The 19,724-nt window shown below is 37.8% G+C and carries 18 protein-coding genes; 11 read left to right on the top strand and 7 right to left on the bottom strand.

Features of this window, described 5'->3' with window-relative positions; translation table 11 throughout:
• Position 1: 1 nt before the first annotated feature.
• Positions 2-1,303, bottom strand: coding sequence for a hypothetical protein (locus EHQ24_RS06600; RefSeq protein WP_135600885.1), 1,302 nt, complete (start codon positions 1,301-1,303; stop codon positions 2-4).
• A 136-nt stretch (positions 1,304-1,439) separates the two neighbouring features.
• Entirely contained in the window at positions 1,440-2,324 is an 885-nt protein-coding gene (locus EHQ24_RS06595; protein ID WP_135600884.1) for a hypothetical protein, read from the bottom strand.
• Positions 2,325-2,582: 258 nt separating this feature from the next.
• Between EHQ24_RS06595 and EHQ24_RS06590 the strand changes: the two genes are divergently transcribed.
• The 3 genes from EHQ24_RS06590 to EHQ24_RS06580 all read left to right on the top strand — a co-directional run bounded on the left by EHQ24_RS06590 (position 2,583) and on the right by EHQ24_RS06580 (position 4,892).
• Positions 2,583-3,605: an SGNH/GDSL hydrolase family protein gene (locus tag EHQ24_RS06590; RefSeq protein WP_135600883.1), complete on the top strand. Its 1,023-nt coding sequence runs from the start codon at positions 2,583-2,585 to the stop codon at positions 3,603-3,605.
• 138 nt (positions 3,606-3,743) lie between these two features.
• Positions 3,744-4,322 carry an RNA polymerase sigma factor gene (locus EHQ24_RS06585; RefSeq protein ID WP_135600882.1) on the top strand — a complete coding sequence of 193 codons (579 nt, stop codon included), beginning with the start codon at positions 3,744-3,746 and terminating at the stop codon, positions 4,320-4,322.
• Between the two features lie 9 nt (positions 4,323-4,331).
• A complete protein-coding gene (locus EHQ24_RS06580) occupies positions 4,332-4,892 on the top strand; it encodes a ClpP family protease (protein WP_135600881.1) in 561 nt (186 codons plus the stop codon).
• 236 nt (positions 4,893-5,128) lie between these two features.
• Here EHQ24_RS06580 and EHQ24_RS06575 read toward each other — a convergent pair whose 3' ends face one another.
• The gene (locus EHQ24_RS06575; RefSeq protein WP_135600880.1) at positions 5,129-6,127 is read right to left on the bottom strand and encodes a hypothetical protein; all 999 of its coding nucleotides are present in this window, start codon (positions 6,125-6,127) and stop codon (positions 5,129-5,131) included.
• Between the two features lie 135 nt (positions 6,128-6,262).
• The gene (locus EHQ24_RS06570; RefSeq protein ID WP_135600879.1) at positions 6,263-7,069 is read right to left on the bottom strand and encodes a YndJ family transporter; all 807 of its coding nucleotides are present in this window, start codon (positions 7,067-7,069) and stop codon (positions 6,263-6,265) included.
• A 14-nt stretch (positions 7,070-7,083) separates the two neighbouring features.
• On the opposite strand from EHQ24_RS06570, the gene EHQ24_RS06565 reads away from it, so the two are divergent.
• Positions 7,084-7,794, top strand: coding sequence for a hypothetical protein (locus EHQ24_RS06565; RefSeq protein WP_135600878.1), 711 nt, complete (start codon positions 7,084-7,086; stop codon positions 7,792-7,794).
• On the opposite strand, the gene EHQ24_RS06560 is transcribed toward EHQ24_RS06565, so the two are convergent.
• Genes EHQ24_RS06560 through EHQ24_RS06550 form a run of 3 tightly spaced genes read right to left on the bottom strand, consistent with a single transcriptional unit; the run spans position 7,788 to position 13,145 of the window.
• Entirely contained in the window at positions 7,788-9,086 is a 1,299-nt protein-coding gene (locus tag EHQ24_RS06560; RefSeq protein ID WP_135600877.1) for a TolC family protein, read from the bottom strand. The genes EHQ24_RS06565 and EHQ24_RS06560 overlap by 7 nt on opposite strands.
• Complete coding sequence (locus EHQ24_RS06555) at positions 9,079-12,192, bottom strand: efflux RND transporter permease subunit (protein WP_135600876.1); 3,114 nt, start codon at positions 12,190-12,192, stop codon at positions 9,079-9,081. The genes EHQ24_RS06560 and EHQ24_RS06555 overlap by 8 nt, the downstream gene beginning before the upstream one ends.
• Positions 12,192-13,145 carry an efflux RND transporter periplasmic adaptor subunit gene (locus EHQ24_RS06550; protein WP_135600875.1) on the bottom strand — a complete coding sequence of 318 codons (954 nt, stop codon included), beginning with the start codon at positions 13,143-13,145 and terminating at the stop codon, positions 12,192-12,194. The genes EHQ24_RS06555 and EHQ24_RS06550 overlap by 1 nt, the downstream gene beginning before the upstream one ends.
• A gap of 145 nt (positions 13,146-13,290) precedes the next feature.
• Between EHQ24_RS06550 and EHQ24_RS06545 the strand changes: the two genes are divergently transcribed.
• The 7 genes from EHQ24_RS06545 to EHQ24_RS06515 all read left to right on the top strand — a co-directional run bounded on the left by EHQ24_RS06545 (position 13,291) and on the right by EHQ24_RS06515 (position 19,721).
• Complete coding sequence (locus EHQ24_RS06545) at positions 13,291-14,403, top strand: MBL fold metallo-hydrolase (RefSeq protein ID WP_135600874.1); 1,113 nt, start codon at positions 13,291-13,293, stop codon at positions 14,401-14,403.
• A 236-nt stretch (positions 14,404-14,639) separates the two neighbouring features.
• Positions 14,640-15,653: a DUF6242 domain-containing protein gene (locus EHQ24_RS06540; RefSeq protein WP_135600873.1), complete on the top strand. Its 1,014-nt coding sequence runs from the start codon at positions 14,640-14,642 to the stop codon at positions 15,651-15,653.
• An 83-nt stretch (positions 15,654-15,736) separates the two neighbouring features.
• Complete coding sequence (locus tag EHQ24_RS06535) at positions 15,737-16,624, top strand: hypothetical protein (protein ID WP_135600872.1); 888 nt, start codon at positions 15,737-15,739, stop codon at positions 16,622-16,624.
• A 153-nt stretch (positions 16,625-16,777) separates the two neighbouring features.
• On the top strand, positions 16,778-17,311 hold the full coding sequence (locus EHQ24_RS06530; RefSeq protein WP_135600871.1) for a hypothetical protein: 534 nt from the start codon (positions 16,778-16,780) through the stop codon (positions 17,309-17,311).
• A gap of 128 nt (positions 17,312-17,439) precedes the next feature.
• Complete coding sequence (locus tag EHQ24_RS06525; protein ID WP_135600870.1) at positions 17,440-17,982, top strand: hypothetical protein; 543 nt, start codon at positions 17,440-17,442, stop codon at positions 17,980-17,982.
• 77 nt (positions 17,983-18,059) lie between these two features.
• Positions 18,060-19,118, top strand: coding sequence for an alkaline phosphatase D family protein (locus tag EHQ24_RS06520; protein WP_135600869.1), 1,059 nt, complete (start codon positions 18,060-18,062; stop codon positions 19,116-19,118).
• A gap of 36 nt (positions 19,119-19,154) precedes the next feature.
• Positions 19,155-19,721 carry a TetR/AcrR family transcriptional regulator gene (locus EHQ24_RS06515; RefSeq protein WP_135600868.1) on the top strand — a complete coding sequence of 189 codons (567 nt, stop codon included), beginning with the start codon at positions 19,155-19,157 and terminating at the stop codon, positions 19,719-19,721.
• The last annotated feature ends 3 nt before the right edge of the window (positions 19,722-19,724 follow it).

Here is a 19,724-nt window from a genome sequence, read left to right as displayed (position 1 = left end):
ATCAATCACCCATTACGGTATCTGTTGAAGCACCATGTGCTTTTTCCCAATCAGCAGCATACTCTTGTAAAACACGCAAACGTTCCTTTTTATCGGATCCTTGGTATTCTAAAGGAGAAAACTGGGCCACATCATATCTGTTAAGTGTGATGTATGGTTCTTCGGGAAGGGGAATCCATTCTTGTAAAGGTTCAAAGGTATCAGGGATTTCAATACCTTTGGATACCATTTCATTTAGTTTTCTTGGGTCATAAGGTAAATTCATCCGGTGACCTCGCAAATTTCGTAAGATAAACCTACCTTCTTCAAAACCTCTATCATGGAAAATAGCTCCAAAAAAAGGTAAGTCAATCCTTTGCGAAGTTCCTTTTTCTAGATATTTTCGCATATATACCCAATGATAAGGTGTTCCTGTTTCTTTGTCAAAAAGGTTTGCTTCAAAGATATACTGTCCTGGTTTATAAATATCGATTTCTGCACCAATGAAAAGGGATCCATTCTCTATCGATTCGCGGTAATTGCCTGTAAATTTTGCCGGAATGATAGGAGTTGAATTGAAAGTAAAACTGGCTTCTGTTTCTTTCAATTTAATGCTAGGGGCGTCAAAGCGAACTTTCATCGTGAGTTCACCCCAGTGAAGTTTTTCTCCTTTTCGTGGAATCCATGAAAAAGTATATATACCATCATTGGCTTCGAGATCATACCCAGCACCTGAATCATTGTAATCAGCAACACCTACGGGTTTCTCACCAAACACCAAATCGGATTGGATTTCAGCAGAAAGGATTCTCGCAGGTACCACTTTATCTGTTTTGGCATCGAAGACTTGCAACCATGCAACAGCAGGTTTATCCTCTGTTACCATATACAAACTACTATACCATGAGAAGTAACCTTGAATTTCTCCATTTGAATCTGGTTTGAAAATAGGAACTTTCTCTTGGTTAATTTTAAATGGATCTAGAAGATCTGCCATTTTTTTAGTCAGTGGTCTAGAGTCAGAAGGGTAACGGTATTCAAGTTGGTATTCCATAAAAAGAATTTTTGGTGTTGCCAATTCTGATTTTTGTATGACTTTTTCTGTTTCTAAAAAGTTGGGTCGCCAAACTTTCGATCCATCCCAGCTCATTGAAGAATCATTCGGAATCCCTCTGGCGCGTAATAATTTTTCCTCTTCTAACTGGACTGCAAGATGTTCTTTTTTATGCGAACCCCAGAAAGAAATAATGAAAGCCAAAATGATAAATCCAGATATAGAACCAATGCTGATCAAAATTTTTTGATTAGAAAGATAGTTTTTCATAGTTTCTCCTGATGTGTAATATATTTTAAAATTGATGTTTCGGATTAAAAAACAAAAACATGAATCCAATAAAAAGAGCGAAAGACAAATCCTTCGCTCTATCAAAATTTGAATTAAATATTTTTTTAGTTTTTAATTATAAGTAGCCCAGTAAACGGTCTAAAGCATCTCTTGCAACAGGTTGCATGGCACTGTGATCCGCATTATAAGCACCGGAACCTTTGCTTGTGTTACAAGTAACTGCACCTTTTGTATTACAATAGGATACATGTTTTGTGTATTTTGCATTTTTACCGTCGGCACAATTTGTCATCGAACCATGGGAAGAATATCCACAAGCACCAGAGAAGTTTACGAGTTTATCGTCTTCTCCTTTGATGGCAGTCGCTGCAGGTTGGGATGACTTATAACCAGCAAGACTGTGAATGGTTACTTTAGAAGTATTGTGATTAAAACTTCTTGCAGTTCCCGTTTTTAATGCTTTGGTCATATTATTTGGTTCTCCCGCAACGGCCCATCCAAGTAAACTTAGCAGTGGACTAATTAATGTTGCAGTGGTTCCAATATCAGCCACAGAGGATCCACCAGCAGCACTTGCGCCTGCTACTACATATAGTAAATTTGCAGGTGTTCCACTTGTTGCCAAATAATATTCTGTCGCATAACAGCCAGCACTATGGCAGATGATGATGCACTTGTTCGCACCTGTACAAAATGAACTAATCGCACTTGCGAGTTTTGTTTGTGCTCTTGTTGTTCCTGATGTACGTGGGTCTTGTGTCGAATCATAATTTACAAAACGGCTTGCTCCCCAAGCAGTGGAACGTCTTTGGTGGGCAGCACCGTATGAGTCAGAATTTCCCCATCTGCTCGAGTTTGTGTTGGCTAGACCACTGGAGTCTGAACCTTTCCCATGTACGTAGATTACATAGCTAACGGCATATGCCTGGCTCGATACAAAACAAAGTAAGATCGCAACAGATAGGCCTCCTATTTTAAATTGGTTCCATAGACTTTTCATTTGATTTCCCTCTTGGTTTCGATTTTGCTAAAACATAGTGCAAAAGACGTACCATCGCCTCAAATGTTTCTATTTTGCCATATTTTGCTGTTTTTGCTCTGTTCCGAGGGCTAACAGGTGCCGAATTTTCGGACAAAGCCGAATTTTAAGGTGCCGAATTTTCTGCACCTCTTGGAATTCATAGGTTTTTCCAGAGTCTCAGGCTTTATATTTGGGGCCTACTTTGGCAGATAACACCAGTAAAATGGATCGAATCATATTGATAAAATACTTTCTCCTATTTCGGCAATTTTAGGAAAATCGATCACTCAATTAGAAGCGGCAGAATATGTAGGAAATCTTAATCCCGATAGGACATTAATTGTAACTCTTTGGATTGGAGGAAATGATGTATTAGGTGCGGTGACTGCCTCTAATGGTTCTGCAATGACAACAACGTCGATCAATACTTTTTTGAATGATACGAGTGCAGAACATGATTTAACCTCTGTAAAATCAAATTTGAATGCAACACTGAATCGTTTGAAGGTTTTGCCAAAGGCTGAGATTTTTATAGCGACTCTACCTGATATTTCCGGAATTGGATTTCTTCTCACCCAATCAGATTTAGAAAAAATCGCGCATACGACGGATAATTTAAATATTACTAGTTTTGGATCTTGTCAAGCCCTCGGTTTTGGCTCACTGATTGGAACCAGTACTGCCAATAGTCTATTGAACCAATTGGATGGAAATAATACTACGTTAAATGCTGTTATAGGAGGGATCGCAGGAAACGATGGAACCTGTCTTACCCAAGCGGAAGGAAATTTAGTTACTACTAGAGTGAATGAGATCAACACATATATACGATTGTTAGCTGAATCAAATTTGAATGTCCACCTTGTGGATATTGATGCAATGTTCAAACGTGTATTGAATCGCGAGGTGACAGTGGGCGGAAAAGTTTTGGGAAAAACCATTGGGTTAGGAGGGGTATTTAGTTTTGATGGAGTTCATCCTTCCCATACGGGTCACGGACTCATTGCGAATGTTTTTATTGAGGAAATGAACCGAACCTTAGGTTTGAACTTAGCTCTTGTTGATCTGGCAATAATCCAGGCCTCAGATCCCTATCGAGATGATGATAACGATGGATTTGCTCGAGGTCCCAACACGGCTGTGAGTCCCATCAATCCTTCCTTGAATCTACATTTTCCTGACTGTGATGATTCCAATGCAAATAAGTTTGCGAGAATTGAACATGGAGGAGGGGGTGCCACTCCTGGAACTTGCCCTTAAGTCAAAAAAGAAAATATTACATTGAGAATGTACGATCCTGTCGCAAAAAATTTGAGGAAAGTCGTTTCTTTATAGAAAAAAGGATTTTCCTCTTTTTTTTTCTGAACCAAATTGAAGTAGGTTGGGACATTTGATTGTATGAATGACAAATCCTATATAGAACTTCTGAACCAAGCAAAGGCTGGAGATCTACGAGCCTGGACCGTTTTACAAAATCGGTTTTCTGGTTTTGCTAACAAATTTGCATCTAAGATTTTAAATGACGAGGATCTTTCCCAGGATGTAGTACAAGAATCTTTTTGGGATCTGTATCAAAATCTGGAAAAAATAACATCTCCTGCTGCCTTCCCCACTCTTTTAAAGAGAGTGCTCATCAAACACGGAGATCGAATTTTGAGAAAGAAGGAAAATCAGAATTTGGTTTTTGTCGATCCAAACCAAATAGATCAAAATTCGGAAGAATTACATTCCTCTTATTTAGAAAAAGAATGTTATGAAACAATTTTTAAAAATCTAAAAAAGTTGGATCTAGCGGATCAGAGATTGGTTGAACTTTATTATTATAAAAATTATTCGCTTGTAGAAATTTCAAAATCAGAAGGCAAAACCTTATCATTCATTAAAAAAAGGCATATTCACGTCAAAAAGATTCTCCGACACGGAATTGGTGAGAAGTTCCGACCAGAGGCTAACTCTGATTTTTTAATGGTAGCTTAGGAGAATCATTTGGAAGCAACACAAGTTTATTCGAATGGGCAAATTGAAAATGTATATTTGGAACAACGAAAAGTTTTTCTTTGGGGAGAAGTAAACGACAACTCGGCGAGATATCTGATCGATCGATTTTTATATCTAGAAACTTTGGATCCAACAAGACCTATAAACTTATACATTCATTCCCCTGGCGGATCAACATACGCAGGTTTGGCGATACTAGATGTAATGAAGAGTCTCCATAATCCAGTTTATACCACTTGTTTGGGAATGGCAATGTCGTTTGGAGCGGTTTTACTTCTTTCGGGTGCGAAGGGAAATCGTTTTGCCTACCCTCATAGTAAAGTGCTAATCCACCAACCGCATGTTATGGGAGAGTTCAAGGGTCCAGCAGAAGACATCCGCATTTTTGCTGAATCGGTAAAGAGGGAAAAGGATTTGTTAAATGAAATTATGGCAAAGGCAACAGGACAACCTTTAGAGAAACTTATGGAAGATACAGAAAGAGATACTTGGTTTTCGGCAACGGAAGCTTTAGAATACGGGATCATTGATAAGATCATAGGTTTTTGATCTTGGCAGATGAAGAGACATAATGTAGGACGCGAATCCAAAATCCCCCACCCGAGTTAGGGTGGAGGGGAGTGGCTTGTGGGAAGTCTGAATTTCCCCTATACCCTAACCACCCGAATCCAACAATCCTCTTCGTAAATACCCCAATTTTATTCTCAATTATTTCGCTTTTTCACGGTATTGCGATGATAAAGTTCATACTTGTTTCTTTTTATCCCTCAACTTATCTTTTATCATCATTCTGGATCTTGTGGTGCAAACGTCTTATAAAAAGAATCTTCTGCTTCTGTTCTGAACTTCCAAGTTTTTTGAAAGACAATTTTCCCTAATTGATTCTTTACTTTTTTCTTAACCGTATATTCTGAATTAGGTGAAAATGGTTCGTCTGCCACAAAAGCAACAAACTTCATACTTTTTAAAAAATCTTTTGTATCGGGAGGTGGGTTAGCTAAACTTAAGGTACGAATCGGCACTGGTTTACCTTTCGAATCTAAAAGTATTGCCTCTTCCCAAAATAATTCAGTATCAGGATTGTCATCGAAATACAGTTGTACGGTGATCGCTGTTGAATACGAAAGATATTGTAATTGTGGAAATGGATTCGGTAGTTCGGGAGGCATCCGAAGACGAATCTCTATATCATTTTGAATTGGATAATGCACAAAGGCAGGTTGTTTTCCCGTAAAACAATACTCAGCAAAAAAAACTAAAATATATTTTCCATTTTCATAAGAAACTCGTTTCATTCCGATTCGTTGGATCGCGGGATGTAAAACCATGGATCTATGAAAGGGAGTGTCGAGTAATCCTCTGAACAAAAATTCTGGTGATTCCCTATGTTCTTTTTTCATCAATGGTAACACTGTGTTTCCTACGTAACATCCTGTGTCAGGTTTGAAGCCTACGGCTAGAGCTTGGTCTTGTGGAGTTTTACCGATGAAACCAGGAAGGTCTTCTCTTTCATTATGAACCCAATCAATCGTTTCCATTTGGCTATCAATTTTAATATCTGTATTTTGGTTGAGAGATAGATAATGTCCATGTTTTTCTGCTGCGATGTTTAATTGTGAATCCAGTTTAGGAGAAGGAAATTGGTTCGCCTGCAGAATTGTTTCTAAAATCTTAAGGCCTCTTTTTTGATATTCAGATTCCGAAATCGAAAAGGATTGTGAATGGATAGGAAAATAAAAAACAAAGAATACCGAGTGAAAAATTAGGCATAATAAAAATTTCATCATTTTACCTCTAACAATTTGGAAACAGAAAATGGAACTCGCCGGGGAGTCGCTTAGTTTATTTCAAAACATAGGGTTGTCAACTTTTTTCAAGATCTATAAAAGAGGTTCTTTGATCTCAGCATCAAATAGGATTTACAAAACGGTTTTGTTTTCACGAATCCAAATGGATCCTAAAAAACAAGGGATGACTAGAAAAGCATTAATCATTCCATGAACAAACACCATCAAAGGATACCCAGATATATATTTGGGAAATCCACTATAAAATTCATTACACAGTGCCAAAACAAAAGTCAAACAAAGGAAAAATAAACTGCACCAACCAAGAAATTTTGAAGTCCTATTTTGGTTTTTAAATAATAAATTTGATTCAAAAATGGAAATAGGTAATAGGACCGAATATCCGATGACTCCTATTTTTTTTAAAATTGGATTTCCGTAGATACCAAAGGCGATCATAAGAAATAAAACAACGATTGTTATGATTATATAAGGATGTATTATAGATTTTTTGTTTTTATCAAAAAGGAAACTAATTCCTGATAAAAATAACCAACCAATAAAACAACTATGGATGGCGGCATAATAACTCCAGGTTGAATTGTAACCAAGTAAACTGCATTCGTTAGTTCCAGAAAAAAACCAAACGGCAGAAATCAAACTAAAACCCAAAGGAAAAATTTTGATATAGGTATAATTTTGGAAGAATCGGTTTCTGTGGATTTTATAAAATAAAATGAATCCGTATCCACAAAAAATGATCCAGAGGAAAGTTAACTTTGGAATCCTAAAGTAGATTGCCAAAATCATAATAGTAATAGAAACTAAGTGAATTCGAGTGTATACTTTTGATTGGTTTAAAAAGAATCGATTGCTAAAGAATGGTGCGATAACGTATCCAAAACTAAGAATTCCCAGTAATAAAAAGTTCTCATTCATTAGGTAAATTAAAAATGTCCCAGATACAGAATTCGATACAAGAAATTTTTAGTTTCCATCTGTTTGAATTGCCGTTTTATAAATTTCCATACTATTTATTTTTCTACCTAAAACAAAAGAAAGTAAAAGGCCTTGTTCATGCGGAAACATTGGTTCCTATGCAATTAGGTGAATCGATTTTATCTAAAAAAAGGTATTTTCTTTCCAGAGTAGTGCTCGTGGCTTTTTGGAAATCCGAAGAAGATTTGGATTCATTTTTAAATCTTTCGAAAAAAGATCCTATATCCAGAGGTTGGCAGATTCGTTTGAGGTTGTATCGGAGATGGGGAAAAATTAGAGAATTAAATTCCGCAAAACTTTATACTGAAAATGTAAATCGAACAAAACCAATAGTAGCCATCACCCTCGCTCGGTTAAAGATTTCCCAACTGATTCGATTTACGAAATGGGGGAAACCTGTGGAAAAACAGGTAAGGGATCATTCTGGAAAAAAACTTGCGTTTGCTTGTTTCCGCCCTTTTCGTAATTTTTTGACATTCAGTATTTGGAATTCAGAAAATGAAATGATCCAAATGGTTCATGGAATGGATTCTAAAAAAGATGGGATAGAACATAAAGAGGCAATGGAAGAAAGAAATCGAAAAGATTTCCATTCTGAATTTACAACCCTTCGGTTTGAAATTTTAAAAGAAATGGGAATGGATGTGAATCAATTATTTTACTGATTCAATTCATTGGGTTCATAATCAAAACCTGCAATGTATTTTAAATTCAACAATGCCCTTTCATATTCTACTAAGGCATCAATGTATTTGAGCCTTGTTTCATTATAGGATCTAGTCGTATCTAAAAATTCGAGTAAGGTGGAGCCTCCACCTTTATAGGCTAACTCAACAATTTTAACCGCTTGTTGTGACTTTAATAAAGAAATCTCACGCATTTGTTCTAAAGCTGCAAATCTAACTTTTAATTCTTCTTCGGTGATCGCCATTTCTTTTGCTAAATTCAAATACAACTCTTCTCGAAAGAGGGCAACTTGGTCTCTTGCCGATTGGCTTTTGGCTATCTCTCCTTGGTTTCTAGAAAATACGGGTAGTTCCATATTGACGGACATTCCGTACATATATTGGTTTTGTTGGACAAGTGAGTCGAATAGAATATTAACATTGGGAACTGCATTTGCTTTTTGTAGTTTAAAATTGGCCAAAGCAACATCCTCTGCATTGACTAATGCTAAATAGTCGGGTCTTCCTAACGTTGCAAGTTTGAGTAACTTTTCTGAATCAATCAGTGGAAATAATTTAAGAGAGTCTAAATTTCCTGTAAGAACAATGTCGATATCACCTGGATTTAAGCCCAAAACTACAATGAGTTCATTTTTTAGTTTTAAGTAATCAACTTGGGCAGATACTTTTGCCACGGCATATTGATCTTGTGCAACTTCGGAACGTAAAAGTTCTAATTTGGATATATCTTCTTTTTTAAAACGAATTTTGTTAATTTCAACGATATTGACTAGGTTTTTGTAGTTTTCTTCTGCTAGTAAATATCTTTCTCTTGCGGCAAGTGTTGCGATGAACAAACTCCCTGTTCCTATGGAAGTTTTTCTGAGTGATTCCAGAAAAATCAATTCTTCCATTTTTAGTTTTTTATTGGCAACGTTGATCCTTTCTTGTCGTTTGTTTTCTGTTTCGTAAACAAAACCCAAACTAACACCATATTGGTTTCTGTTGGGATCAAATTGTTTTGAGTTTGGGTTAAAAGGTAAAACATCCGCGTTGATGTTTAAAAATGGATTTGGACGAAGGCCGGCAGTAATCCTGTCCGCCTTGCTAAATTCAATTTCATATTTGGCAATGGCCACCTGTTTGTTATTTTTTATAGCAAATTGAATGGCTTGGTCAAAACTAAATTCTTTTTTAGTTTTTTCTTTGGATGAAATTGGCAAACATATGGTTCCGCATAGAATTAAAAAAATGTATAACTTAAACTTGGAATTGGTTTTAGGTTTAAACATTACGGAGTTTTCTTTGTTCATTTAAGTAACAGAGTAGAGGGATTGTAAAATTCCCGATGATGAGAGTAAATAATAGTCCTCCCACAATGACAGTGGCCATGGGTCTTTGGATATCAGATCCAATTTCGTTTGTGAGCATGGCCGGTAGTAATCCAATGATCGCTGTGGTTAAGGTTAAAAATCGGGGACGAAATTGAAGTTCAGATACATGTAATAGAAGTGCCTTAAGTGTTTCTTTATCTTTGACTGGTTTGGTTTCTTTTTCATGATTAAAATTGGAAACAAAGAGAACTCCTCCCATAATCGAAATACCAAAAAGAGAAATGAGACCTACGCCAGAGGATACGTTGAAGTGCATTCCACGGAAAAATAAAAAAGATAACCCACCGAGTGCGGCCACTGGAATGCTAGACATTACCAGTAAACTATCAAAAATATTGTGGAACATTAAGTAGAGTATGAATAAGATGATGGCGAAAGTAAGAGGAACTGCTAACATCAATCGTTTGCTTGCTCTTGTTAAGTTTTCAAATTGACCTCCCCATTGAATTTCCACATCCGATGGCAGTTTGATTTGGTTCTCTACTATTTTTTTTGCTTCGTTAACAAACCCACCTTGGTCTCTCCCTTCGATATTGATCCCAACAGAAACCATTCTTGTCCCGTTTTTTCTCGCAATTTTTGCGGGCATTTCTTTGAGTTCTAACTTTGCAACAGAAGACAATGGATATTTGCTTTCGTATTTACTTTTTATATTGATGTTTCCGATGGAGTTAACAGATGTTCTATACTCTTCCGGATACCGAACTGTAATATTATATATATGATTGTCTAAGTATAACTTACTGATTTCTTTTCCACCAACTGCAATTTCCGTAATGTCTTGGATGTCGGAAAAGTTGATCCCGGCTCTGGCAGCGGCTTCTCTATCGATAGAAATCACTAGTTCTGTATTAGGTCCTTCTTGTTCGATTCCAATCGCAGAAACGCCATGTATTTTTTCCAAAGCGGATTCAATTTCTGTAGCCTTTTGCCAAAGGACAGAAACATCTCGGCCAGAGAGTTGGATGGATAAATCAGCGGCAGAACCAGTCACAGCTTCGGCCACATTGTCAAGGATGGGCTGTGAAAAACTAAATTTGGCACCAGGCACCATACGTTCAAATTTCTCTTTTAAAAGTTCTACCATTTCCGATTTGGATTTTACGGTTTTCCATTTCGAATAATCTTCTAAAGTAATGAGTCCTTCGATTCGGTTGGGTCCAAAAGGATCGGTTCCATCATCGTTTCTTCCTGACTGGGTGATGACGACTTTTGCTTCAGGAAATTCACCTACAACTTCCCGTAATAAATTGGCAACGTTAGCCGTTCTGTCCAAATGAATTCCTGTTGGTAACTTACATCGAAAGTTGATGGCACCCTCATCGAGTTCTGGTAAAAATTCCGTCCCTAGTCCCCAAAACACAAAACATAATAGGAGAATGACTATTACATAAATCCGAGAGATTATTTTTTTGGAATGTTCCAAAAATGAATGAAGGAATTGGATGAAATACGACCTAGCATGCGTTAATACGAAAAATTCTTTTGTCTGGCGACGGTGTTCGTCTTGGAAAAATTTTGAAAAAATTACAGGTAAAACGGTTAAAGAAAAAAGTAAGGCTCCAATTAATGTAAAGGCCAAACCAAATGCCATTGGTTTGAATAATTTTCCTTCCACCCGTTCGAATAAAAAGATGGGAAGGTAGGCACAAAGAATCACAGCAATGGAAAAAAAGACTTCTTTTTCAGTATGGCCAGACGACCGCTGAATCATTTCATCAAGTGATGATTTTTTTTTGGTAGCAGACGAGATGGCTATCGTTGTGATAATCCCTTCAATGATCACTATGGAACTATCGACTATAATTCCAAAGTCAATGGCACCTAAAGAAAGTAAGTTTGCCGGAATTTCTATCAAATGCATGAGGCAAAAAGAAAATAATAAAGAGAATGGAATGGTGAGTGCAACTGCGAGTGCTACCCTGTAATTTCCCAAAAGAAAAATAAGGACAATCATAACGATTGTGATTCCTTCCATCATGGTGCGAACTACAGTTTTTAAAGTATTGGATACCAGTTCTTCGCGGTCGTATAAAATTCTGATTCGTATTCCTTTATTCTTTAAAAAACTTTCCAAACTTTTGATTTTTTCTTTTACGAGTTTTAGAACCTCTGTTGGGTTTTCTCCTTTTCGCATCATGATGATGCCTTGGACACCGGAGTTAACTTCTTTCCCTGATTTCAAACGATATCCAAGGATTCCTTTGGGTGGATGAGGAATGACTCTTACTTTTCCAATGTCTTTCACATAGATAGGAATGTCTTTTTTTTCCGTAACGATGATGTTTTCTATGTCTTTTTCGTTTTCAATAGCACCTAAGGCTCGCACAGGAATGGCTTGGTTCCCGTGTTTAAAAATATTACCACCAGTATTGGCATTGTTTTCCTCAATCGCTAAAACTAAATCTCTTAGGAATACATTGTATTTGTCTTGGTTGATTGGATTGATTTCGATTTGGTATTCTTTGATATCACCACCAAACGTAATGACATCGGCAACACCTTGGATTTGTTGGATACGAGGGGAAAGTTCCCAGTCTTGGATGCTTCGAAGTTCCATCGTAGGCATTCCATCTCCCTCTATGGCATACCGTAGAATTTCTCCCACAGGAGAAGTTAAAGGCCCTAGTTCCGGAACTTCAGTTCCTTCGGGTAATGGAATGGATTTTAATCTTTCATTAACTTGGTTTCTTGCAAAGTATTCATCTGTATGGTCTTTGAAGGTCAAACGAATGACAGAAAGTCCAAAGATACTTTGGGAACGAGTTGTTGTGAGACCAGGAATCCCAGTTAACGCACGTTCTAAGGGAATGGTAACTAGTTTTTCAACCTCAGAAGATGCGCGGCCATCAAATTTAGTAATGACGATGACTTCTGTATCGGAAACATCTGGATAAGCATCAATTTTAAGATGGGTGACGGAATAAATTCCAAATCCACAAATCATTAAAAAACAAAATAATACGACAGGCGAATTTTTAAGTGAATAATGAATGAAGCCCATTAGTAACCGAAACTTAGTCCTTTTAATAATGTAGAACCATGGGAAACCACTCGGTCATTCATTTTTAGTCCAGATAAAATCTGCGTGTAATCTTCTGTTTCGATTCCTGTTTCCACTTGGATTCTTTGGAAACTAGAAGGATCAATTTGTTTGAAAATATAACTAGTGTCACCAATCAGAATGATTGCTTCATTGGGAACAGAAAGTGCTTCAATGTTTTCTAACTCAACTTGTCCTGTCCCAAACATACCTGGTTTGAATTGGTTTGCAGTGTTTTTTGTAATGATGATGACTTTGACTGTTCGGCTGACTGGATCAATCACGTCGGAAATAGAATCAACGCGTGTTTCGAACTTTTCTCCTGGAAATGCGGAAAACTTAATATGAAGTTTTGATTGTAATTTGACTCGGTTTAGTTTTGTCTCAGGAATATCTCCTACAATCAAAATATTTCCAGGTGTTAGTTTGGATAGTTTTTCAATGGGGATTCCTTGCATCCGCAAACGATTCAGATTTTCTTCCATCGATGCTGCCATTTGTTGTAATTGGACTTGGGCATCGTTTAGTTCCTTTCCGGCTGCTGCTTGGTTTTCTACCAGATACTTCAAACGAGAATAAGATTTTTTGGCCCCATAGAGAGCTGCTTTGCTTTTGAGGTAATCGGAATAGATGACGGATTGTTCTTCGGTTTCAAAATGATAGGAAAAATTTGCTTCCTTTGAAGAAACACAAACGACTGAAATTCGAACCGGAACGGAAAGGCCAGCACCTAAGTTGCGATATTCGGCGTTGGCAAGTGTAATTGTGGAAGGCAATTCCCCTTCCGATTTTTTGATGATCTCCCCGTCTTGGATGGCATGAAAACTGGCGATTCGCGGTCGATTTTCTTCGGGTTTTGAATTACAGGAAAGGGAAAAAAAGAATAGAAGATAGAGCGCGAGATATTTGGGCATACCGAGTCCTTTCTTCAACCTATTGGATGGTAAGGTGAATGCAACCGGAAAAAGGATCTAGCCTTTCTAAAAAGATGGATTCCTTTTTTAGTTCATCGACGGATTCAGTCTAAAGAAAGTTGCACTTAGAAGAGGTAGAATCGTTTTGAAAAAAATCACCCTGATACTGGTATTATTTATTGCCATCACAGTATTTGATTGTAAGGCCTTCGGGAAAGATCCTGACGGAGAACATTACGAAAAATTAAAAACATCGAAACATTTTGACAAAGAGAGAGACCAGTTTGTCAACCGTAGACCAGATGTTTTAGAGAAAATGAGAGGAAACCAAAACTTCTTTTCTCTTTTCTTTAAATTTATGTTTGGTGGAGATAAACACCAAAAACCAGATCTTAAATTACCAGAAGAAAAACCAGACTTTGCTGAATTTTTAAAACCGGATGAAAGTATCAAATTCATATGGTTTGGGCATTCCACCTTTCTTGTAAACATCGAAGGGAAAATTTTATTTTTTGATCCCGTGTTTTCTGAATCAGCGGCGCCATTCAGTTTTATGGTAAAACGTTTCCAAGATGCTGTGGTCAAATTAGAAGAATTACCAAACATCGATTATATCATCATTTCACATGATCATTATGACCATCTGGATATGAAAACCATCGAATTTTTCAAAACCAAATCTACAAAGTTCATCACACCTCTGGGAGTTATTTCTCATTTGAGAGAATGGGGTGTGAGTGATGACCGCCTAACCGAACTTGATTGGTGGCAAACCTTGAATTTAGGGAAACTTAAAATTGTTTGTACACCGGCCCAACATTTTTCGGGAAGGAGAGGGATGAATGGAAACAAAACCCTTTGGTCTTCTTGGACAATCATTGGAGAAAAAGAAAGATTTTATTTTAGCGGGGATTCCGGATACGATGTGCACTTTAAAGACATTGGAGACAAATTTGGTCCGTTTGATCTGACCTTTATTGAAAACGGACAATACAATCCGATGTGGGAGGCGGTGCATGTTTTGCCAGAACAAACGGCAAAAGCACATCTAGACTTAAAAGGCAAAAAACTGGTTCCTGTCCACTGGGGGATGTTCAATTTGTCTTTGCATAGTTGGTATGAACCTGCCGAATCTTTAGAGAAACAAGCCGAGATTTATAAAATTGACCTACTCACACCCAAATTTGGCCAAATTGTCAAAGTGCGTGAACCTAACCTAATGGAACGTTGGTGGAAAAAATTTATGCCTTCGGAATGATTTTAATCCAAATCATTTAAGAAAACACCCGTTCGTTTGAGGCAATGGTTAAGGAGGTGGGAGCCCCGCCTTTTTAGCCATCTGTAGCAAAATTTTAGACAAATCAGTCAAAGATTTATAAGTAAAAAATGAATCTTTTCCGTTTTTCCTAATTTATGTTAAATGGAAATTTGCGATTTGACACTCCATTAGAATATTCAAATAATGAACGTTAACTTTTATATTGGTGTTCTTAAATGAGAAAATTTTCCCTATTTGTTCTTTTATCAAGTTTGTTTCTTTTTTCCGCAATTGGCTGTGAACCGAAGTCAGACAATAATGATTCCCTAGCATTACTTTTGCTTGGTGCATCGGCGAATAGCTCTGGAGAAAACTTAGCATGTCAAAATAAAACACTGAGTTGGACCATCCGCACTCCAGCGGAAGCCAATTCGTGGCAAGCAGTCAAATACGGGGACAATCGTTTTGTGGCAATTGCTACAAATGGAACAACTCCTGTGATGGTTTCGTCAGATGGAATCACTTGGACGGGGCATACTCCACCGATAGCTACGTCATATACTACGCTTGCTTATGGAAATGGTCTTTTTGTGACAACATCTCCTTCTGCAACACCAGAGAAAGTGATGTCATCTCCTGACGGAGCAACATGGACGACCAGAACTTCTCCAACTCCAATATTACAAAGTCTCACTTTTGGGAATGGTACGTTTGTAGCAGTTGCTAGTAATAGTGCAGATAGGGCCATAACATCTCCCGACGGAATCAATTGGACCAGTCGTACTCCTCCTGCTACAGAACCTTGGTCACAAGTTGGATTTGGAAATGGACTTTTTGTGGCTCTAGCGAGTGCAAAAGTTATTACTTCCCCTGACGGGATCACTTGGACAGCACGGAATGATGTCCAAGCTATCCAATGGAATTCCATAACTTATGGAAATGGACTTTTTGTGGCTGTTGCTTCTACTGGAACCAATCGGGTGATGACATCTTCTGACGGAATCACCTGGACACCACGTTCTGTTGCACAGAACTCATGGTATGGCGTAACTTACGGGAATGGTCTTTTTGTGGCAGTGTCTTTAGATGGAACCGAACGGATTATGACATCCACAGATGGAATTACTTGGAAAGCACAACTTGCCCCAGAGCAAATCGCATGGAAATCCATTACGTTTGGAAAAAATACGTTTGTGGCAGTATCTTCGAATAACGGAGCTTCAAGAGTGATGGCCGCTTCCTGCGATTGATTCATTCAACATAAAATAAAACTTTAAGTTTTAAAACCAAGATCTATCATTTTTGACCCCTCTCTCTTGTAGAGGTGGTCAATATGACAAAAAAAATAATTCTATTTCTATCTTATAAGATTGGTTTGTTCGTTACATCTTTTCTTATTTTGCTTAGTTGTTCGGCCAAGGATCCAAACTCAGATGGATCATGGATGGTGAGTTTACTTGGTCTGATTTCACTCGCGGGAGAAGGCCAAACAACAGTGGAGGAACCTGGGTTAAGGCCAGCGGGCGTGTATTCTGTTGATTCTGTTTCTCCGAGTGTGGTCATGGAAAATTCTAGTTTTTCCATCGAAGGTAAAAATTTAGAAAACGTCACCGAAAAACAAATATTTGGTGAAGGTGCTTCCAAATTTTTAAAATTTACGGAAGTGACAAATACTAAAATTACAGTGTCCGTGACTCTTTGTTCTGACTCACCATTTCAGATTGTTCCTTCGGGGAGCCCATCAGGTAACAATCAAATATCCATTCCCTGTCTCGGTTCCTTTCGTTATATGCTTCGGTCTATGTCCTTTCTGTTAGGAATGTCCATCACACCAGAGGCTCCCAAATTTTCTGAGAATTCGCTGAGGGTTTTAAGAAGTTTGGGAGAAATTGAATTTGTTTCCGAATCAAATTTACCTGAGGGAATTTACTTAGATAAAAACTCTGGAGAAATCAAAGGAATTCCTACGGAAACAACAGGGAATGAATATCGATTTTATCCGATTCGTGCGGTGTTAAAATCTAACCCAACATTAAAGATTCAATCTCAGGTAAAAATGATTGTTCTGACAGAAGAAGAAAAATTAAACAGAACCTGCCATGCCTTTGTCGAAACCTCAACTTGCAGAGGGCCTTCGCCGCACAGGTGTTCGAATTCAAATATCTGTTATACGAGTCAATTTGCTTGTGAGATGGATATAGAATGTGGGTTTTCAGAATGAATCCATGCGCCAGCGATTGGAGCGAAAATCCTTTTGCGTGAGCAAAAGATTGTAGCGGAAAGCGCGGTCGTCTCGAGGCGCCCAAAATTTTCATAAAATGGAACCAGGCAAATGATTTTTTTACCTACATAAAAAACAATTAGTAGGTTACCGATGTTGAATAAGTTAATTTTGATTTCTGTTCTTTCCCTCCTTTTATGGAGTTGTGCGGAAGAGAAAGAAGAGGGTCTCATTTCTGGGTTGAAACTCACCGGAGATAAAATGGCAGATGCCTTGGTTCTGGCTGCTCTGACTGCACCCACATGTCAGTTTCTGACAAATGAAAATGCGAATACTCCCTTTGAACTTAGTGAAGGTTCCATTTCTATTTGTAGTGTGGTTGCGGCCAGTGGTTCTTTTTCTGTTACAACAACCGGTTCTTATGAAGTTTCAGGGAATTCAGGAAGGCAAACCTTAACATCTAATAACTGTAATTCGAAGCAGTTTGATTTTATCGTGGCCTTCAAGGATGGGAATACGGAACTTTATTCTTCCTCAGGAGGCGTGAACAAACAAATGACTTTAGAAACGGGAAAAATATATACCATTCAGTCTTCCGGGTTAGTGGATCCTAACAACTACAAGTGTTCAGGTTTGGCGGTTTCTTCACATATCAGTGCATACCGACTGAATGTAAAAAAACTATAACTTATTTTTTACCGATGGGAGCTGTATCTTTGTTTTGGATAAAGGTCGGTTCCTTTTCGTTTTAGGTAATTTCCGCAATTGCGGAAACCTCCCATCGCATATCTGTTAGATTCGAGTAGAATGCTAACATGAAATTCACATTTCGTAGAACTAGAGGAATATGGTTCCTAATTTCCATACTGATAGTTGGGATTTCCGAGTGTACTACTTTGGATAAAAAAACGGCGCTTCGTGGATTGTATGATACCAAACACTTACGGCCGCACCAACAATTGGCTTATGCTGAAAAATATGGATACAATTCGGAATGTTTGGTGTTAATGGAAGGGCCAGTTCCCAGTCGTATGGAACCATGTTCGATTGGAGACAGAAGGTCTGTCAGGGATATGTATCAAGAAACGGAAGTGGAAGTGGCAGGAGAATTTTTTCCAGAGGAATGGCCTGTTACTGGATATATTTATGGGTTACATGTCAATTATGGATATTACCAAGAAGTTGTTCTCTTTAATACTTCTTTTCAAAAGTGGGATTATCCGAGATACCACCGGTTGTATACGTATCGTAATATGTTTTCGAGAGAAGTAATGCGAAATAATATCTACGGATCTTCAAATGCAATGGGTAGACCCGATAGCACCTATATGAGAGGTTTTTATAGGGGAGGGCGTTAAGAGATTTCCGATTGACGGGAGAGAAATCATTCCTAAAAATTCTAAGAATCTTTTTCTTTTCAATTTTTGGAATTTGTATGAAACAACCTTTTCCCTTCGTTTTATTTTTTTTACTTTTGGTTTCTTTTTTCCAATTTCCTTTTTCACTTGAGGCAAAAGACTCTAATCGTTTGCGGATTGGGTTCGGATCTTGTTTGCATCAGGACAAAGAAAGTCCAGTTTTATCCCAGTGGAAAAAAGAGTCCTTTAACCTCCTTCTTTTGTTAGGTGACAATATCTATGCCGATAGTTTGGTCGCCGAAGAAAAAATCCCAGCTTACAAAAAACAATTGTCCAGACCAGAATGGAAAACCATTCGTTCTGAATCTAAAATTCTAGCCACTTGGGATGACCATGATTATGGAATCAATGACAGTGGTGCTGAGTTTGAAGATAAAAAAAAGAGCCGCGAAGTGTTTATCAACCAAATGGGTTCCCTGATGCCAAAAGGTAGGAAGTTTGGAACCACAGACGGTAACGGAATTTTTCATTCTTACTTTTTAGAATTCAAAAAGAAAAAAATTCACGTAGTGATTCCGGACACTCGGTTTTTTCGTTCTCCTTTGCAACGAAAGTTTTGGTCTTATTTCACGGGAAAAAGCCAATACGGCCCAACATCAAACGAAGACGCTACTATGCTTGGGGAAGAACAATGGAAATGGTTAGAGGAGGAATTAAACCAACCTTCCGACTTACTGATTTTTGTTTCCAGCGTTCAGGTAATTCCCACCGAACAACCGTTTGAGAAGTGGGGAAACTTTCCCAAGGAAAGAGAAAGGTTGTTTCAGATTCTGAATTCAGCCAAAACTTCTGATTTAGTGATTCTTTCTGGGGATCGCCACATCGCGGAAATATACGAATACCCCTTCTCGGAAACTCGCAAATTCGTCGAAGTGACTTCGAGTTCTTTAAATTTACCTTTGCCATTTTTACAACTGGAATATGATTCTGAATATAAACTTGGATCTGCATTTCGGGACGAAAACTACGGAACCTTGGAGATCGAACTCATCGAGGGAAAATTGGTTTGGCGTTCTCTCATCAAAGATAAAAATGGAAATGTAGTCCTTTCTTATCCTAAAAGTGATTCTAATTAAAATTTTATAAAAGGAAATTTCGGGAGTGTGTCTATTTTGAAACCCAAACAAAAAATCTTAGAAAGTTCCTTTGCTTTGTTTCGCGAAAAAGGATTCCAAGCCACAGGGATTGCCGAGATCTTAGAAAAGGCCGGCGCCTATAAAAAAACTCTCTACGATCATTTCCCATCAAAGGATGATATTGGGTTTGAATATTTAAATTATCTTTCCGAACAACAACGTGTTGTGATGCTAAAGGTTCTAGCCAAAGCCAGTGATATGTCTGACTTCATCGAAAAATGGGTCAACTTCATTGTTAGGAACCAAAGGAATACTTCTAGAAAGGATTGCCCCATTGCCCTATTTTCTGGTGAAATTTCTCATTTGAGTCAATTTGATTCGTATAGAAATAAAGCCGTCCACCATGTTTTGGAAACTGTGGAAACTTGTATTTTAAACTTTGCTCCAAATTTACGTTCTGACCAAGTGAGGGCTCTCAGTTATGAATTGTACATGAGTTATCTGGGTGGGCTCAGGTTGTATGCTTTAACCAAAGATCGTAAAGTGATTGAAAGGATGAAATCACAAATGATCGTTTCCGCAGAACGTATCATCAAAAATTAAAGT

Source organism: Leptospira noumeaensis, from assembly GCF_004770765.1.
In the GTDB taxonomy this organism is placed as follows: domain Bacteria; phylum Spirochaetota; class Leptospiria; order Leptospirales; family Leptospiraceae; genus Leptospira_A; species Leptospira_A noumeaensis.
The sequence above is the reverse complement of the archived record's forward strand: the minus strand, read 5'-3'. Positions and strand labels throughout refer to the sequence as shown.

Excerpts from the sequence above, each read along its gene's own strand:
- EHQ24_RS06585 (WP_135600882.1), top strand. The coding sequence starts at position 3,744 with ATGAATGACAAATCCTATATAGAACTTCTGAACCAAGCAAAGGCTGGA.
- EHQ24_RS06535 (WP_135600872.1), top strand. The coding sequence starts at position 15,737 with ATGACAAAAAAAATAATTCTATTTCTATCTTATAAGATTGGTTTGTTC.
- EHQ24_RS06565 (WP_135600878.1), top strand. The coding sequence starts at position 7,084 with ATGTCCCAGATACAGAATTCGATACAAGAAATTTTTAGTTTCCATCTG.
- EHQ24_RS06600 (WP_135600885.1), bottom strand. The coding sequence starts at position 1,303 with ATGAAAAACTATCTTTCTAATCAAAAAATTTTGATCAGCATTGGTTCT.
- EHQ24_RS06570 (WP_135600879.1), bottom strand. The coding sequence starts at position 7,069 with ATGAATGAGAACTTTTTATTACTGGGAATTCTTAGTTTTGGATACGTT.
- EHQ24_RS06525 (WP_135600870.1), top strand. The coding sequence starts at position 17,440 with ATGAAATTCACATTTCGTAGAACTAGAGGAATATGGTTCCTAATTTCC.
- EHQ24_RS06540 (WP_135600873.1), top strand. The coding sequence starts at position 14,640 with ATGAGAAAATTTTCCCTATTTGTTCTTTTATCAAGTTTGTTTCTTTTT.
- EHQ24_RS06520 (WP_135600869.1), top strand. The coding sequence starts at position 18,060 with ATGAAACAACCTTTTCCCTTCGTTTTATTTTTTTTACTTTTGGTTTCT.
- EHQ24_RS06555 (WP_135600876.1), bottom strand. The coding sequence starts at position 12,192 with ATGGGCTTCATTCATTATTCACTTAAAAATTCGCCTGTCGTATTATTT.
- EHQ24_RS06550 (WP_135600875.1), bottom strand. The coding sequence starts at position 13,145 with ATGCCCAAATATCTCGCGCTCTATCTTCTATTCTTTTTTTCCCTTTCC.
- EHQ24_RS06575 (WP_135600880.1), bottom strand. The coding sequence starts at position 6,127 with ATGAAATTTTTATTATGCCTAATTTTTCACTCGGTATTCTTTGTTTTT.
- EHQ24_RS06530 (WP_135600871.1), top strand. The coding sequence starts at position 16,778 with ATGTTGAATAAGTTAATTTTGATTTCTGTTCTTTCCCTCCTTTTATGG.
- EHQ24_RS06560 (WP_135600877.1), bottom strand. The coding sequence starts at position 9,086 with ATGTTTAAACCTAAAACCAATTCCAAGTTTAAGTTATACATTTTTTTA.
- EHQ24_RS06595 (WP_135600884.1), bottom strand. The coding sequence starts at position 2,324 with ATGAAAAGTCTATGGAACCAATTTAAAATAGGAGGCCTATCTGTTGCG.